12 protein-coding genes and 1 pseudogene are annotated in these 15,776 nt (G+C 70.2%); 10 read left to right on the top strand and 3 right to left on the bottom strand.

Annotated elements, in window-relative coordinates:
• Positions 1-19: 19 nt before the first annotated feature.
• Positions 20-1,636 carry a carboxyl transferase domain-containing protein gene (locus ACGFNK_RS03895; protein ID WP_393411624.1) on the bottom strand — a complete coding sequence of 539 codons (1,617 nt, stop codon included), beginning with the start codon at positions 1,634-1,636 and terminating at the stop codon, positions 20-22.
• Positions 1,637-1,721: 85 nt separating this feature from the next.
• Here ACGFNK_RS03895 and ACGFNK_RS03890 point away from each other — a divergent pair, with 85 nt between their 5' ends.
• The 4 genes from ACGFNK_RS03890 to ACGFNK_RS03875 all read left to right on the top strand — a co-directional run bounded on the left by ACGFNK_RS03890 (position 1,722) and on the right by ACGFNK_RS03875 (position 5,675).
• Complete coding sequence (locus tag ACGFNK_RS03890; protein ID WP_393411621.1) at positions 1,722-2,324, top strand: TetR/AcrR family transcriptional regulator; 603 nt, start codon at positions 1,722-1,724, stop codon at positions 2,322-2,324.
• A gap of 175 nt (positions 2,325-2,499) precedes the next feature.
• Positions 2,500-3,657 (top strand): acyl-CoA dehydrogenase family protein, encoded by a 1,158-nt coding sequence (locus ACGFNK_RS03885; RefSeq protein WP_393411618.1) that lies wholly within the window; start codon positions 2,500-2,502, stop codon positions 3,655-3,657.
• Positions 3,658-3,692: 35 nt separating this feature from the next.
• Positions 3,693-4,592 (top strand): acyl-CoA thioesterase II, encoded by a 900-nt coding sequence (tesB, locus tag ACGFNK_RS03880; RefSeq protein WP_393411615.1) that lies wholly within the window; start codon positions 3,693-3,695, stop codon positions 4,590-4,592.
• A 99-nt stretch (positions 4,593-4,691) separates the two neighbouring features.
• The gene (locus ACGFNK_RS03875; RefSeq protein ID WP_393411612.1) at positions 4,692-5,675 is read left to right on the top strand and encodes a phosphotransferase family protein; all 984 of its coding nucleotides are present in this window, start codon (positions 4,692-4,694) and stop codon (positions 5,673-5,675) included.
• Positions 5,676-5,714: 39 nt separating this feature from the next.
• On the opposite strand, the gene ACGFNK_RS03870 is transcribed toward ACGFNK_RS03875, so the two are convergent.
• Positions 5,715-6,572, bottom strand: a complete 858-nt coding sequence (locus ACGFNK_RS03870; protein WP_393411609.1) for a serine hydrolase — start codon at positions 6,570-6,572, stop codon at positions 5,715-5,717.
• A 153-nt stretch (positions 6,573-6,725) separates the two neighbouring features.
• Here ACGFNK_RS03870 and ACGFNK_RS03865 point away from each other — a divergent pair.
• From ACGFNK_RS03865 to ACGFNK_RS03855, 3 genes and pseudogenes are all read left to right on the top strand, one after another.
• Positions 6,726-6,863, top strand: a pseudogene (locus ACGFNK_RS03865) (sigma factor); the annotation flags it as partial.
• Positions 6,864-7,235: 372 nt separating this feature from the next.
• Complete coding sequence (locus ACGFNK_RS03860; protein ID WP_386352569.1) at positions 7,236-8,063, top strand: endonuclease I family protein; 828 nt, start codon at positions 7,236-7,238, stop codon at positions 8,061-8,063.
• A gap of 191 nt (positions 8,064-8,254) precedes the next feature.
• Positions 8,255-9,766: an FG-GAP-like repeat-containing protein gene (locus tag ACGFNK_RS03855; RefSeq protein ID WP_393411606.1), complete on the top strand. Its 1,512-nt coding sequence runs from the start codon at positions 8,255-8,257 to the stop codon at positions 9,764-9,766.
• 52 nt (positions 9,767-9,818) lie between these two features.
• Here ACGFNK_RS03855 and ACGFNK_RS03850 read toward each other — a convergent pair whose 3' ends face one another.
• Positions 9,819-11,300, bottom strand: a complete 1,482-nt coding sequence (locus tag ACGFNK_RS03850; RefSeq protein WP_393411603.1) for a helix-turn-helix domain-containing protein — start codon at positions 11,298-11,300, stop codon at positions 9,819-9,821.
• Between the two features lie 125 nt (positions 11,301-11,425).
• Between ACGFNK_RS03850 and ACGFNK_RS03845 the strand changes: the two genes are divergently transcribed.
• From ACGFNK_RS03845 to ACGFNK_RS03835, 3 genes are read left to right on the top strand one after another with little or no spacing between them, the layout of a single operon-like run.
• A complete protein-coding gene (locus tag ACGFNK_RS03845; RefSeq protein WP_393411600.1) occupies positions 11,426-12,886 on the top strand; it encodes a sodium:solute symporter in 1,461 nt (486 codons plus the stop codon).
• 54 nt (positions 12,887-12,940) lie between these two features.
• Positions 12,941-13,921 (top strand): agmatinase, encoded by a 981-nt coding sequence (speB, locus tag ACGFNK_RS03840; protein ID WP_393411597.1) that lies wholly within the window; start codon positions 12,941-12,943, stop codon positions 13,919-13,921.
• A complete protein-coding gene (locus ACGFNK_RS03835; protein WP_393411595.1) occupies positions 13,918-15,678 on the top strand; it encodes a thiamine pyrophosphate-binding protein in 1,761 nt (586 codons plus the stop codon). Before speB ends, ACGFNK_RS03835 begins: the two co-directional genes overlap by 4 nt.
• Positions 15,679-15,776: the final 98 nt, after the last annotated feature.

The following is a 15,776-nucleotide window of genomic DNA, read 5'->3' as shown; positions in this document are numbered from 1 at the left end:
GGTCAAGAGTCCCTCACCCTCACATCCGGAAGACGCCGAACTGGGGCTCGCCCAGCGGGGCGTTCGCGCACGCGGTCAAGGCCAGTCCCAGCACCTGCCGGGTCTCCATCGGGTCGATGACCCCGTCGTCCCAGAGCCGGGCCGTCGCGTAGTAGGCGTTCCCCTGGCGCTCGTACTGGGCGCGGATCGGCTCCTTGAAGGCCTCTTCCTCCTCGGCGGGCCAGGACTCGCCGCGGGCCTCCAACTGGTCGCGCTTGACGGTCGCGAGGACCGACGCGGCCTGCTCGCCGCCCATCACGGAGATCTTGGCGTTGGGCCACATCCACAGGAAGCGCGGGGAGTACGCCCGGCCGCACATCGAGTAGTTGCCCGCGCCGTACGAGCCGCCGATCACCACCGTAAGCTTCGGTACGCGCGTACTGGCCACCGCCGTGACCATCTTGGCGCCGTGCTTGGCGATACCGCCCGCCTCGTAGTCACGGCCCACCATGAAGCCCGAGACGTTCTGCAGGAACAGCAGCGGGATCCCGCGCTGGTCGCACAGCTCGATGAAGTGGGCGCCCTTCTGGGCCGATTCGGAGAACAGGATGCCGTTGTTGGCGACGATCCCGACCGGATGCCCGTGCACCCGCGCGAACCCCGTCACCAGCGTCTGCCCGAACTCCGACTTGAACTCCGCGAAGCGCGAGCCGTCGACCACGCGCGCGATGACCTCGCGTACGTCATAGGGGGTACGGGAATCCACCGGCACCACGCCGTACAGCCCAGCCGGGTCCGCCTTCGGCTCCACGGCCGGTGCGACCGTCCAGGGCAGTGCTCCGCGCGCGGGGAGGGTGGAAACGATGGTGCGCACGATCCGCAGCGCGTGCGCGTCGTCCTCCGCGAGATGGTCGGTGACACCCGACACGCGCGCGTGGACCTCGCCGCCGCCCAGCTCCTCGGCGGTGACGACCTCTCCGGTGGCGGCCTTCACCAGGGGCGGGCCGCCGAGGAAGATCGTGCCCTGATTGCGCACGATCACGGCCTCGTCGCTCATGGCGGGGACATACGCCCCACCCGCCGTGCAGGAGCCGAGCACCGCCGCGATCTGCGGGATCCCCGCCCCCGACATCCGCGCCTGGTTGTAGAAGATCCGCCCGAAGTGCTCGCGGTCGGGGAAGACCTCGTCCTGCATGGGCAGGAACGCGCCCCCGGAGTCCACCAAGTACACACAGGGGAGGCGGTTCTCCAGCGCCACCTCCTGGGCGCGCAGGTGCTTCTTCACCGTCATCGGGTAGTACGTGCCGCCCTTGACGGTCGCGTCATTGGCGACGACCACGCACTCGCGGCCGCTCACCCGCCCGATCCCGGCGATGACCCCTGCCGCCGGAGCCTGGCCGTCGTACAGCCCGTCGGCGGCGAGCGGGGCCAGCTCCAGGAAGGGTGAGCCCGGGTCCAGCAGGGTGTCCACGCGGTCGCGCGGCAGCAGCTTTCCGCGCGCGGTGTGCCGGGCGCGCGCCCGCTCGCCGCCGCCGAGCCGCGCCATGGCCAGCTTCTGCCGCAGCTCGTCCACGAGGGCGCGGTGCGCCACCTCGTTGGCCCGCCAGGCCGCCGACGCAGGGTCAGCCGCGCTGGTCAGCTCCGGTGCCTCCTGCATCGTGGAGTCCCCTCACCTTGTTAATGAGCGTTAACCGTTTCCATCAGGTTAACGAGCGCTAACCTCGCTGTCTAGAATTGCCTCCATGGCCATCAGAACCGACGCCCTCACCCGCCGCGAACAGATCCTCAAGGAAGCCGCCCGGCTCTTCGCCGAGCGAGGCTTCCACGGCGTCGGTGTCGACGAGATAGGGGCGGCGGTCGGCATCAGCGGACCGGGCCTGTACCGGCACTTCGCGGGCAAGGACGCGATGCTCGCCGAGCTGCTCGTGGGGATCAGCGAGCAGCTGCTGACCGGTGGCAAGCGGCGGTCCGCCGAGGTCGCCGGGAACCCGGAGGCGGTCCTCGACTCGCTCGTCGAAGGGCACATCGACTTCGCGCTCGACGACCGCCCTCTGATCACCTTGCACGACCGCGAGCTGGACCGCCTCCGGGACAGCGACCGCAAGCTCGTACGGCAGCTCCAACGGCAGTACGTAGAGCTGTGGGTGCAGGTCGTGCGCGAGGTGTACCCGGACCTCGCCGAGCCGGCCGCCCGGGCCGCCGTCCACGCGGTGTTCGGGCTGCTGAACTCGACGCCGCACCTCGGGCGCCCGGGCTCGCTGCCCGGCCGGGCGGGGACGGCGGCGTTGTTGCACCGGATGGCGCGGGGGGCGTTCGAGGCGGCGGCCGTCTCGGCTCCGGGGTGAGCCGGTCCTGCGGTGACTGGTTCCGGCGTGGCGCGGTGCCCGTGTGACCTGCCGTCAGCGTGACCTACGTCTCTGGACGACTGTAGTGACCGGCGGGTAACGTGGCCTGAGCAAGCGCTTAGAAAAGACACTCGGCGCTTGAAACCGAGCAGCGCGAGCCAAGGAGCCGTACACGATGCGCCGTACCGTCTTCACCGAGGATCACGAGGCGTTCAGGGAGACCCTGCGAGCCTTCATCGAGGCCGAGGTCGTCCCCGTGTACGACGAGTGGTTCGCCGCGGGCCAGGCGCCGCGCGACTTCTACTACAAGCTCGCCGAGCTGGGCGTCTTCGGGATCCGCGTCCCCGAGGAGTTCGGCGGCGCGGGCATCGACTCGTACAAGTTCGAGGCCATCATGTACGAGGAGACCGCCCGCGCGGGTGTCTCCTTCGGCGGCTCCGGTGTGCATGTGCTGCTCGGTCTGCCGTACATCAAGATGCTCGGCACCGACGAGCAGAAGAAGCGGTTCCTGCCGAAGTTCGTCTCCGGTGAGGAGATGTGGGCCCTCGCGATGACCGAGCCGGGCACCGGCTCCGACCTCGCGGGCATGAAGACCACCGCGAAGCTCTCCGACGACGGCACGCACTATGTGCTCAACGGCGCCAAGACCTTCATCACCGGCGGTGTGCACGCCGACCGCGTCATCGTCTGCGCCCGCACCTCCGCTCCGCGCGAGGACGACCGCCGCTTCGGGATCTCCCTGTTCGCCGTCGACACCAAGTCCGAGGGCTACTCCGTCGGCCGCAAGCTGGACAAGCTCGGGCTGAAGACCTCCGACACCGCCGAGCTGGCGTTCGTCGACGTGAAGGTGCCGGTCGACGACCTGCTCGGCGAGGAGAACAAGGGCTTCGCCTACCTCGGCACCAACCTCGCCTCCGAGCGCTGGGGCATCGCCTTCGGCGCGTACGCGCAGGCAGCGGCGGCGGTCCGGTTCGCCAAGGAGTACGTCCAGGACCGTACGGTCTTCGGCAAGACGGTCGCCTCCTTCCAGAACACCAAGTTCGAGCTGGCCGCCTGCCAGGCCGAGGTCGACGCCGCGCAGGCCGTCGCCGACCGCACGCTGGAAGCCCTGGACGCGGACGAGCTGTCCCCGGCCGAGGCCGCGAGCGCCAAGCTGTTCTGCACCGAGGTCGCGCACCGGGTCATCGACCGCTGCCTCCAGCTGCACGGCGGCTACGGCTTCATGAACGAGTACCCGATCGCCCGCCTGTACGCCGACAACCGCGTCAACCGTATCTACGGCGGCACCAGCGAGGTCATGAAGATGATCATCGCGAAGGACATGGGGCTGTAGGCCGTGCGCAGTTGCCGCACGGCACAACCGACATCATGAGCCAGGCAAGCGAGGCGAGCCGGCCACGCGAGGCACTCGACTCCCTGCTCGATCTGCTCGACCTCGAGCGGATCGAGCAGGACATCTTCCGCGGCCGTTCCCACTCCTCCGTCGTCCCGCGCGTCTTCGGCGGACAGGTCGCGGCGCAGGCGCTGGTCGCCGCCGGGCGTACGGTTCCCGAGGACCGGCTCGCCCACTCCCTGCACTCGTACTTCCTGCGCCCCGGAGACCCCGGCGCGCCCATCGTCTACACCGTGGACCGGATCCGCGACGGCCGTTCCTTCACGACCCGGAGGGTCGTCGCGGTCCAGCACGGGCAGCCGATCTTCCATCTCTCCGCGTCCTTCCAGACGTACGAGGAGGGCCTGGAGCACCAGGCCCCCATGCCGGACTCGCCCGACCCCGAGAGCCTGCCGACCGCGGCGGAGACCCTGCCGGCGTACGCGGACGCCTTCTGGGAACCGGGCGTTCTGGAGCGGCTGTTGGAGGCCCGCGCCGCGGTCGACCTCCGGTACGTGGACGCACCGCCGCTCGCCAGCGTCGGGGAGCCACGTGAGCCGCGCTCCCAGGTGTGGTTCCGCACGAACGGCAAGCTTGTGGATGATCCCCTGCTGCACGTCTGCCTGGCCACCTATGTCTCCGACATGACCCTCCTCGACTCCGTCCTCCTCGCCCACGGGCGGGGCGGCTGGGCCGTGGGGGACGTGGTCGGGGCCTCACTGGACCACGCGATGTGGTTCCACCGGCCGTTCCGGGCGGACGAGTGGCTCCTGTACGACCAGGAGTCGCCGTCGGCGTCGGGCGGGCGGGGGCTGGGGCAGGCCCGGATCTACACGCGGGAGGGGCAGTTGGCGATCACGGTGATCCAGGAGGGTGTGGTACGGGTTCCTCGGTGACGGGGCCCTCCGGGGGCGCGGAGGGCCGGGGCTTGGTCCGAGCGATATCGAACTCCCGTAAGGTGCACGGGCTGTGGCGATGGGGAGGCGGTCCGGAATATGGCACCGGGGACTGTGACACGGGATCAGCTCGCAGGCGCGGCGCGGGCGGCGCTGGGAGCCGGGCGGCGGCTGGAGGGAGTCGAACGGGTTGCGGGCGGCAGCAAGAAGGGTGTCTACCGCCTGACGATGGACGACGCGACAACGGCGATCGCCTACGTGTGGGACGCCGCCGAGAACTACTGGCCGTCGGCCGACGGCGACGACGACCTCACCGATCCGTTCTCGCCCGGCCTGGGTCTCGACCTGTTCGAGGCCGCCCACACGCGACTGGACGCGCTCGGCGTCCGCGTCCCGGCAATACGCCTGCTCGACCGCGACGGCACGCACTACCGGGCCGACCTGGCGATCGTCGAGGACGTCCCCGGCGAAAACCTGGAGGAACTCCTCGTGCGCGACCCACGCACGGCCGCCCCGGTCATGGCCCGCCTCGCAGCGGCGCTGGAGGCCATGCGGCACCACCGGGCACCGACGTACGGCAAGGTGGCCGTGGTCGACGCCGGCGAAACCTCGCGCGGAACGTCATGCGAGGCGGTCGTCCTCGATCGCGCGCTACGGGACCTCACCGAGGCAGCCTCCCGCGACCCCAGGATCGCGACCGCCCGCGACCAACTGGAGGAGCGGCTGCTCGTGCTGGCCGAGCAGGTGCAGCCGCGCACGGAGTACTCGGTCGTGCACGGCGAACTGGGCCCGGACCACGTACAGGTGGACGCGGAGGGCAACCCCGTACTGATCGACATCGAGGGCTTGATGTACTTCGACGTCGAGTGGGAGCACGTCTTCCTGCGCATCCGCCTGAACGACGAGTACGGCCCCCTGGCAGTGTCCGGCCTGGACGAGAACCGCCTCGCCCTCTACACGCTCGCGCAACGCCTCTCCCTCACGGCGGGCCCACTGCGACTCCTCGACGGCGACTTCCCCGACCGCACCTTCATGAAGAACATCGCCGAACACAACCTGAAGGAAGCGCTGACACTGGTCTAGGCGGGGGCTGTGAGTGGGGCGGAGCCCGGCTCGGACGGCTCAGCCGGTCGTCGGCACGACGTCCCTGTGGATCGCGCGGGCCACGCCCTGGATCGTGTTGACGCCGTAGGTCATCGTGCTGTTGCCGTGGGTGAGGACGGAGATCATGTAGTCGTGGCCGCCGCCCTTGAACGTACCGATGCTGTGGACGCGCCAGCCGTACGTGGACCGCGACAGCCAGCCGTTCTTGACGTGCACGGACACGGAGGAGGGCGCCCCCGCCGGCGTACCCCATCTCTGCGAGGAGATGACCCTCCCCATCAACTTCGATATGTACGCACGGGAGTTGTCGCTCAGGACGGAGTTCCTCGCGGTGATGAGGGCGAGCAGCTTCTGCTCGTCGCGGACGGTGATCTGGGTGAGTCCCCAGTAGCCGTTCGCGCCGGGCTGGGTCTGGGTCATCCCGGCGGCGGCGAGAAAGCCCCTCACCTTGGTCACGCCCAGCTGTCTCCACAGCGTGCTGGTCGCGGAGTTGTCCGACTTGGTGATCATGGCGGTGGCGAGATCGGTCTCGCGCTGAGTGAGATACCGGTTGTGCTTCCTGGCATCCCACAGCAGCGTGGCGAGCACGGTCACCTTCACGATGCTGGCCGAGTCGTACGCCGTACCCGACCGCAGCGTGCAAGTCGTCCTGGTCGTACGGTCGTAGAGGCCGACGGCGATCGTGCCGTTGCGGTTCGCGAGGGCGGTCGTGATGTCCCGCTGCAGTTTGGCGGCCAGGCCCGCCTTCGCGGACGTACAACTGACCTGCGGCGTCGCCGCGACGGCGGGCCCCGCGCCCGCCACGAACGGCACGAGCACTCCGGCACCGAGCCCCACGCACAGCACACGGGCACGCCGGGACATCCGGTGAGTCATGAAGGCTTCCCATCCCTTGGAGAACACGAGCGCGCTCCGGCGCACTGCCTCTTGTGACTCATTTGAGTGGCCGAAAGTTGCACACACGTTTCCCGCACGGAAGTTCTGGGCGGTGAGAGGCCCAACGCCCAGCGGGCACGCCATGATGAGCCCGTGGACTTCGAGCCGTACCGGGGTGAGTTGGTGGCGTACTGCTACCGGATGCTGGGCTCGTTCCACGAGGCCGAGGACCTGGTGCAGGAGACGATGCTGCGCGCCTGGAAGGCCCGCGACCGGTACGACAGCCCTCGGTACCGGCCGGCGGCTCTTCCCCGCCGGCAACCCGCCCGCGTACCTGGAGTGCCTGTCGGCCGAGCAGACCGGCGCCGCCGTCCTCGCGCGATACCGGACCCGGCCCGCTGCGCCCAGGTGACGGCACCGCATCGCCCTACCGCCTGACTCCATCAGCCGTCAACCAGGGCAAACCCTCAGCCAGTTGGGGAAAACCCGCGCCCCACGCAGCTATACGGGAACGTCACACAAACGCCCCTTCCCGGTTACACGGCGGACCCCTCTCCCGTGCCACGCTCCCGCTTGACCGTACGGTCAACTCGCGTAGAACGCCCGGCGCTCGAGTCAGGCTCCGGGCGGGCTCGCGTGCCGTCCCCGGGAAAGGGCACCCCCATGTCCGTTACGCAGACAGGCAGTCGGACCGGCAGACGAATACGCAACTGGAAGCCGCTCGCGCTGACCGCCGCCGCCGTACTCGTCGGAATCACGCTGCCGACCGCCGCCGCGAGCCCCGCCGTGGCCACCACCACCGCGTACGACGACACGTACTACGAGGGCGCGATCGGCAAGACGGGTCCGGCGCTGAAGGACGCGCTGCACACGATCATCAGCGACCAGACCAGGATCTCGTACTCCTCGGTCTGGAACGCCCTCAAGGCCACGGACCAGGACCCGAACAACAGCAACAACGTGATCCTGCTCTACAGCGGCACCTCCCGCAGCAAGTCCCTCAACGGCGGCGACACCGGCGACTGGAACCGCGAGCACGTCTGGGCCCAGTCCCACGGCGACTTCGGCACCTCGGCGGGCCCCGGCACCGACCTGCACCATCTGCGCCCCGAGGACGTGCGGATCAACAGCATCCGCGGCAACAAGGACTTCGACAACGGCGGCAGCGCGGTCAGCGGCGCGGCCGGCAACTACACCGACTCGAACTCGTTCGAGCCGCGCGACGCCGTCAAGGGCGATGTGGCCCGCATGATCCTCTACATGGCCGTCCGTTACGAGGGCGACGACAGCTGGGCGGACCTGGAGCCCAACGACTCGGTCACCAACGGCAGTTCCCCGTACCACGGCCGCCTCTCGGTCCTGAAGCAGTGGAACGCCGAGGACCCGCCGAGCGTCTTCGAGGAGAACCGCAACGAGATCATCTACGACAACTACCAGCACAACCGCAACCCGTTCATCGACCACCCCGAGTGGGTGGAGGCGATCTGGTAGCGCATCCGGCCTGGTAGTACACCGCGCAGAGGCTCGAACTCCCCGGGTTACCGGGGAGTTCGATTCAAGCCAAGCTTACAAATGAACAATGAATGTCTTCAGGTCGAACAACCGGTGACCTACCGTCCGAGTCTCATCCCATGAAGGCGTGTCCCCCACGCGCTGAAAGGATCGACTCGAAAGGCACATGCATGTCCCGAGCACGACGCAGGACCCCCACCGCCCGGTTGACCGCCCCTGTGGCCGCCGCGGCGCTGCTCGCCGGAGGGATCGGCAGCCTGGCCCTTACCGGGGCCTCCGCCCATGCAGCCCAGGCCGCCCCCACGGCCGAATCGGCGGACGTTGACGTAAAGGACGACTTAAACGGGGACGGCTACGCCGACCTGGTCGTCGGCGCGCCGAACGCCACGATCTCCGGCGCTGCCAAGGCCGGCTACGTGGCCGTCACGTACGGCTCGTCCAGCGGCCTCTCCGCCACCAACAAGAAGCTCATCAGCCGCTCCACCGGCGGTGTTCCCGGCTCGGCCACAGCCGACCAGCGCTTCGGGTCCACCTTCACCAAGGGCGACCTGGACGGCGACGGCTACGGCGACCTCGTGATCGCCGGTGGCACCGCGGGATCCGTCATCCTCTGGGGCTCCCCCTCGGGCCTCACCGGCGGCACGAACATCGCCGGATACGGGGCCGCCCCCCAGGCCGGTGACTTCGACGGGGACGGCACGACGGACCTGGCCCTGTTCTCCAAGCAGGACGTCGGCGGCGACGACCCCGAGGGCGCCCCGGCCACCTTGTGGAAGGGCCCGATCACACGCACCGGAAAGCCCGCCGCCACCCTGAACATCCTCGACAAGTCCGAATGGTGGGGCTACGAGGCGGACGACGCCTCATGCGTCACCAACGGCGGCTGCGTGGACGGCCCCGACTCGATCACCGGACCTGTCGTCTCCGGCCAGGTCGGCGACGTCAACGGTGACGGCAAGGACGACATCGTCCAGTGGGCCTACACCGGCGACGGTACTTGGGGCAACCGGGTGCTGTACGGCGGCAGTTCGGGATTCACCACCGTGCGGGCACCCGGAGACACCGCGGGCGGTCCCCAGCCGGGCACCGGCGTGGGTGACGTGAACGGTGACGGCATCGACGACGTGGTGGTCGGTGCCGACGACGCGAGCGAGAAGGTGCGCATAGCGTTCGGCTCGGCCCAGGGCCTGAACGACGCCGGTGATCAGGCCTTCGACCAGAGCCTGCCCGGCTTCCACGGCGCCCAGGAGCCCGGTGACAACGTTGGCTCCGCGGTCTCGGTCGCCGACGTCACGGGCGACGGCTACGCGGACATCGCGCTCGGCATCTCCGGCGAGGACTTCAGCGGCCTCACCGACGCCGGTTCGTTCGCCCTGGTCCCCGGCAGCGCCTTCGGCGTCACGGGCACCGGCACCCAGGTCTTCCACCAGAACACCGAGGATGTGCCCGGAGTCGCCGAGACGAACGACGGGTTCGGCGCGGCTGCCTCGCTCCTGGACGTCGACGGCAACGGCCACCGCGACCTCGCCGTCTCCTCGACGGCTGAGAACGCCGACGCCGGAGCGGTCTGGCTCCTGCGCGGCAAGACGAGTGGCCTCACCACCACGTCGGCCTTCGCCTTCGGCCCCGGGACGCTGTCGGCACCGTCCGCGGACGCACTGTTCGGCTCGGACCTGCGCTGAGCGGCTGAGGAAACGTAAGGCCCAGGACAGGCGCCCGCGCCTGTCCTGGGCCTCACTCGTGCCTGAGCGCGAACCACAGCTCCATCCGTACGTCCGGATCGTCGAGGTCCATGCCCAGCAGGGCCGCACACCGCGCGACCCGCTGCCGCACCGTGTTCCGGTGCACGGACAGGGCGACCGCCGTGCGGTCCCAACTGCCGTGCAGGGAAAGCCAGGTGCGGAGGGTCTCGGGGAGGGCCGGGTTCGTGGCGATCGGGGCGAGGAGCGTACGGGCGTGAGCCTCGGCCTCGGCCGGCGGAATCAGACCGGCCAGGCCGGGGCGTTCGCCGTGGCGGACCAGGGGCGTACGGGTGGCCCGCGCGCGAGCCAGCGCGCGGGCCGCCTGCGTATCGCCGGTCGCCCATTCCTGCGGGCCGACGGCCGAGCTCGCCCCGCACGTCCAGCCGGACTGCGGGACCGGCTCACGGTCGGCGGGCACGAGGACGCGTACGACCTCCCCGTCCACGTCCACGAGCGCCGAGCCGAGTGCCGCCCCCAGCGCGGACGCGGCGACGGCATCCGGCGCGGGGCCGTCCGGACACGCGTGCACCACGACCCACCGCTTCCCGCCCAGGAGAGGCGCCACGTCCTCGGGTGCGGCGCCCAGCAGCAGCCGTACGAGAGCTGAGGAGCGGGCCGCGCCGGTACCGCTCTGGTGCTCGCCGGTGAGGAGGGACAGGAGTACGGCGGCGACGGAGGCGATGGTGTGGTCGCCGGGTTCGCGCCGGGGCGCCGCCACTGCGAGCACGAACCTCTGCTCCGTACCGAGGGCGTACGCGGCGAGATGGGTGCCGTCCACGGTGTCGGTGGCGGAGGAAGGGGCGGGCGTGGGCGTGGCCCCGGGGCCCTCGACCGGCCGCACGATCGCCGCCAGCTCCACCAACGCACCACTCACTCCCGGCCCCAACTCCCGCCCCGCAACTGCGACTTCCGCCCCGTCGGTTCCGTACAGCACTGCCCGGCAGCCCACCCGCTGAGCCAGTTGCCGCAGGACCGACGGCACCGGGTCCTGCCGGGAGGCCGCCGCGGCCAGGCTCTGCTGGGCCTCGGTCACGCGGCGCAGCTCCGCGTGCCGGGCCTGGGCCATGAGCTGCCAGACCGCCCGGGCCACGCCCGAGAAGGTGGTCTGCGGCGGGACCTCGACCAGCGGCAGCTCGTACGCCTCGCAGGCCGCGACCAGCGCCCGCGGCACCGTGTCGTGCACCGGCGCCACCCCGAAGCCGAGGGCTGCGCCGCCCGCCGCGACGATCCGGGACACGTAGTCCTCGAAGTACGTCCCCGAACCCGCCGCCTCCGGGATGTGCACCCCGGCCGTCAGCAGCAGCTCGCCGCCCAGCAGGTACGGGTACGGGTCCGCCATCTCCGAGGTGTGCGCCCAGTGGATGACGATGTCCGGATCGGCCGGCCCGGCGATCTGGCGGAGGGCGAGGTCCTCGCGGGCCAGGAGAGCCGCCAGTGGGACCGGTGGGGTGGGAGGGACGGAAGGGTCCGGCACGGTGGACGTTCCCTCCACTCGAAGCGGCTCGAATGGATGAAACGTACACTTCGCAGTCGCTTTCCGGCCACCTAGTGTCGGTGCTCGTCACCCGCAGGCGGCGACACCGAGTGAAGGAGGGCCCCGTGGCCGTCGACTACGCAGTCATCGTCGTCTATCTGGCAGGCATGCTGGCCATGGGGTGGTGGGGCATGCGCCGCGCCAGGTCGAAGAGCGAGTTCCTGGTGGCGGGCCGCCGCCTCGGCCCCACCATGTACTCCGGCACCATGGCCGCGATCGTCCTCGGCGGCGCGTCCACCATCGGCGGCGTCGGCCTCGGGTACCAGTACGGGCTCTCCGGCGCCTGGATGGTCTTCACCATCGGCCTCGGGCTCCTCGCCCTGTCCGTCTTCTTCTCCGCCCGCATCGCCCGGCTGAAGGTCTACACCGTCTCCGAGATGCTCGACCTGCGCTACGGCGGACGCGCCGGTGTCATCTCCGGCGTCGTCATGTGGGCGTACACGCTGATGCTCGCGGTCACGTCCACCATCGCGTACGCCACGATCTTCGACGTCCTCTTCGACATGAACCGCACGGTCGCGATCGTCCTCGGCGGCTCGATCGTCGTCGCGTACTCGACGCTCGGCGGCATGTGGTCCATCACGTTGACGGACATGGTGCAGTTCGTGGTCAAGACGATCGGCGTACTGCTCCTGCTGCTCCCCATCGCGGTCGTCAAGGCGGGCGGCTTCGGCGCGATGAGGGACGAACTGCCGACGTCGTACTTCGATCCGCTGGGCATCGGCGGCGAGACGATCTTCACGTACGTACTCATCTACACCTTCGGCATGCTGATCGGGCAGGACATCTGGCAGCGCGTGTTCACCGCGCGCAGCGACCGGACCGCCAAGTGGGGCGGCACGATCGCGGGCACCTACTGCCTGGCGTACGCGCTCGCCGGCGCCGTCATCGGTACGGCGGCCAAGGTCCTCTACCCGAAGCTCGGCAGCGCGGACGACGCCTTCGCGACCATCGTGAAGGACGAACTCCCCATGGGGGTACGGGGGTTGGTGCTCGCCGCAGCGCTGGCCGCCGTGATGTCGACGTCCTCCGGCGCTCTCATCGCCTGCGCGACCGTCGCCAACAACGACATCTGGTCGCGGTTGCGAGGGGCCGTCCGACCGTCCGAGGAGCAGCACGACGAGGTCAGGGGCAATAGGGCCTTCATCCTCATCATGGGCCTCGCGGTGATCTGTACCGCCATCGCGCTCAACAACGTCGTCGAGGCCCTGACCGTCGCCTACAACCTCCTCGTCGGCGGCCTCCTCGTCCCCATCCTCGGCGGCCTGCTGTGGAAGCGCGGCACCGCTCAGGGCGCGCTGGCCTCCGTCGCGGTCGGCGGCCTCGCGGTCATCGCGCTGATGGCGGCGTACGGAATCCTCGCCAACGAGCCCATCTATTACGGGCTGCCGGCCTCGCTGGCCACGTACGTGATCGTCTCGCTGGCCACGCCCGCCACCGACGCCGCCGTGCTCGCCGCCTGGCGCGAGCGACTGGCGGGCCGGGCTCCCGAACCCGTGTCCGAACCCGTTCCGGCTCCCCACTAGAGTCGGCCGTGCAGTACATACGCGACGAAGCGTAGGAAAGAAGGCAGAACAACCATGAGCAGCAACGAGACGCCCCGCGGCCCCGTCGACTCCTCCCGCGTTCCGCGGTACGCGGGTCCCGCGACCTTCGCCCGGCTGCCCCGCCTCGACGAGGTCGGCCGCGCCGACGTCGCGGTCGTGGGCGTGCCGTTCGACGCGGGCGTCTCGTTCCGGCCGGGTGCCCGTTTCGGCGGGAACGCGATCAGGGAGGCCTCGCGGCTGCTGCGGCCGTACAACCCGGCGCAGGACGCGTCTCCGTTCGCATTGGCCCAGGTCGCGGACGCGGGCGACATCGCGGCCAATCCCTTCGACATCAACGAGGCGGTGGAGACGGTGGAGGCGGCGGCGGACGAACTGCTCGGCACTGGCGCCCGGTTGATGACCCTGGGCGGTGACCACACCATCGCGCTCCCGCTGTTGCGTTCGGTCGCGAAGCGGCACGGCCCGGTCGCCCTGCTCCACTTCGACGCGCACCTCGACACCTGGGACACGTACTTCGGCGCGGAGTACACGCACGGGACACCGTTCCGCCGGGCGGTCGAGGAGGGCATCCTCGACACGTCGGCGCTGTCGCACGTCGGCACGCGCGGTCCGCTGTACGGCAGGAAGGACCTGGACGACGACGAGAAGATGGGCTTCGGCATCGTGACGTCGGCGGACGTGATGCGACGCGGCGTCGACGAGGTGGCGGACCAGCTGCGGCAGCGCATCGGCGACCGTCCGCTCTACATCTCCATCGACATCGACGTCCTGGACCCGGCGCACGCGCCCGGCACGGGTACGCCGGAGGCAGGCGGCATGACGTCGCGTGAACTCCTGGAGGTCCTCCGTGGGTTGGCGTCCTGCAACCTCGTCTCGGCGGACGTCGTGGAGGTCGCGCCCGCGTACGATCACGCCGAGATCACGTCGGTCGCCGCGTCCCACACGGCGTACGAACTGACGACGATCATGTCCCGCCAGATCGCGCGGGCTCGTAAGGAGACCGAGGCCAAGTGACGCACGACCACGACCTGGTGCTCCGCCCCACGCCCGCCCAGACATCAGCCGCGCTGAACCCGCCCGCCCGTCGCCCGACCACCACCCCTCAGGGAGGCGCTACGCGCCACGTGATCACTGGCCGCATCGGCGGAGACCTGGTCGTGGAAACCCTGTCCGGTCTCGGCGCGACGACGGTCTTCGGTCTCCCCGGCCAGCACGCCCTGGGCCTGTTCGACGCACTGCGCCGCTCCTCGCTCCGGTACATCGGCCTGCGCGTCGAGAACAACGCGGGCTTCGCGGCAGACGCGTACGGCCGCATCACCGGCGAGGCGGCCCCGCTGCTGCTCTCGACGGGCCCGGGCGCGCTGACGTCCCTGGCCGCACTCCAGGAGGCGGCCGCGGCGAGCGCGCCCGTGCTGGCGATCAGCAGTCAGATCCCGACGGCGGGCCTGGGCGGCGGCCGTCACGGCTATCTCCATGAACTCCCGGACCAGGCAGCCTCGTTCAGGGGCGTCGTCAAGTCGGTCCATACGGTCCGTACGCAGTCGCAGATCCCGTCGGCGATCGCGGCGGCGTGGCAGTCGGCGCTGACGGCTCCGCACGGGCCGGTGTGGGTGGAGATCCCGCAGGACGTACTGCTGGCCGAGACGCAGCTGCCGGAGGTGACGGCGGCCGACGCGACGCCCGAGGAACTGGTCCCGCGCCCCGAACTCACGGCGGTGGCGGCCCACTTGCTGTCGGGGGCGGCCCGCCCGGCGATCATCGCGGGAGGCGGGGTCGTACGGGCGGACGCGTCCGGAAAGCTGCGGGCGCTGGCGGAGCGGATCCAGGCGCCCGTGGTCACCACCTTCGGCGGCAAGGGCGCGTTCCCCTGGGAGCACCCGCTGTCCTTGCAGTCCTGGCTGGAGGACCGGCACACCACGGACTTCCTGGAGGACGCGGACGTACTTCTCGTCGTCGGCTCGGGCCTGGGGGAAATGTCGTCGAACTACCGCACGTTCAAGCCGCGGGGCCGGCTGATCCAGATCGAGGCGGACCTGGGCAAGCTGGAGTCCAACTACCCGGCGCTCGGCATCCACGCCGATGCCAGGCTCGCGCTCTCCGCCCTGCTGGAGACGGTGGAAGAGCGCACGGACGCGGCGGCTCCCGAGCGGGTACGTACGCTCCTGGAACGGGTCCGTGCACGCATCGCCGCCCAGGAACTCAACCTGGAACAGGACATGTTGGCGTCGATACGCCGAGCTCTGCCCCCGCACTCCCCCTCCTTCTGGGACATGACGATCCTGGCGTACTGGGCCTGGTCGGCCTTCGACGCCCGCCACCCGAACACCATGCACTCGGCCCAGGGCGCGGGCGGCCTCGGCTACGCCTTCCCGGCCGCACTGGGCGCCGCGGCAGCGGACCCCACCCGCCCGGTCCTCGCGGTCTCCGGCGACGGCGGCGCCCTGTACTCCATCGCCGAACTCGCCACCGCGAAGCAACACAACTTCGACGTCACCTGGCTGATCATCGACGACGGCGGCTACGGCATCCTCCGCGAGTACATGACGGACACCTTCGGCGAGACGACGGCGACGGCCACAGCCACGGAGACGGCCACAGAACTGGCCCGCCCGGACTATGTGGCCCTGGCGGAGTCGTTCGGGGTACCGGGTGTCCGTACGGCACCCGAGACCCTCGAAGACGACTTGGCGAAGGCCCTGTCAACGCCCGGCCCGTCGGTGATCGTCCTGCCGGCGGTGCTACGGATGTTCGCGCCTACGCACCTGGACTGACGGCGTCTCCCGGCAGTAGCCCACTGTTTCCTCCCGCTTCGCAGAACAGCTCCTTCCGTGATCCAACACCGGTGGTTGGCTTCCGAGCGCCCCCTCCC

The organism is Streptomyces sp. NPDC048825, assembly GCF_043198355.1.
Lineage (GTDB): Bacteria > Actinomycetota > Actinomycetes > Streptomycetales > Streptomycetaceae > Streptomyces > Streptomyces xiangluensis.
Note: the sequence above shows the minus strand (reverse complement) of the source record. Positions and strands in the feature narration are given on the sequence as shown.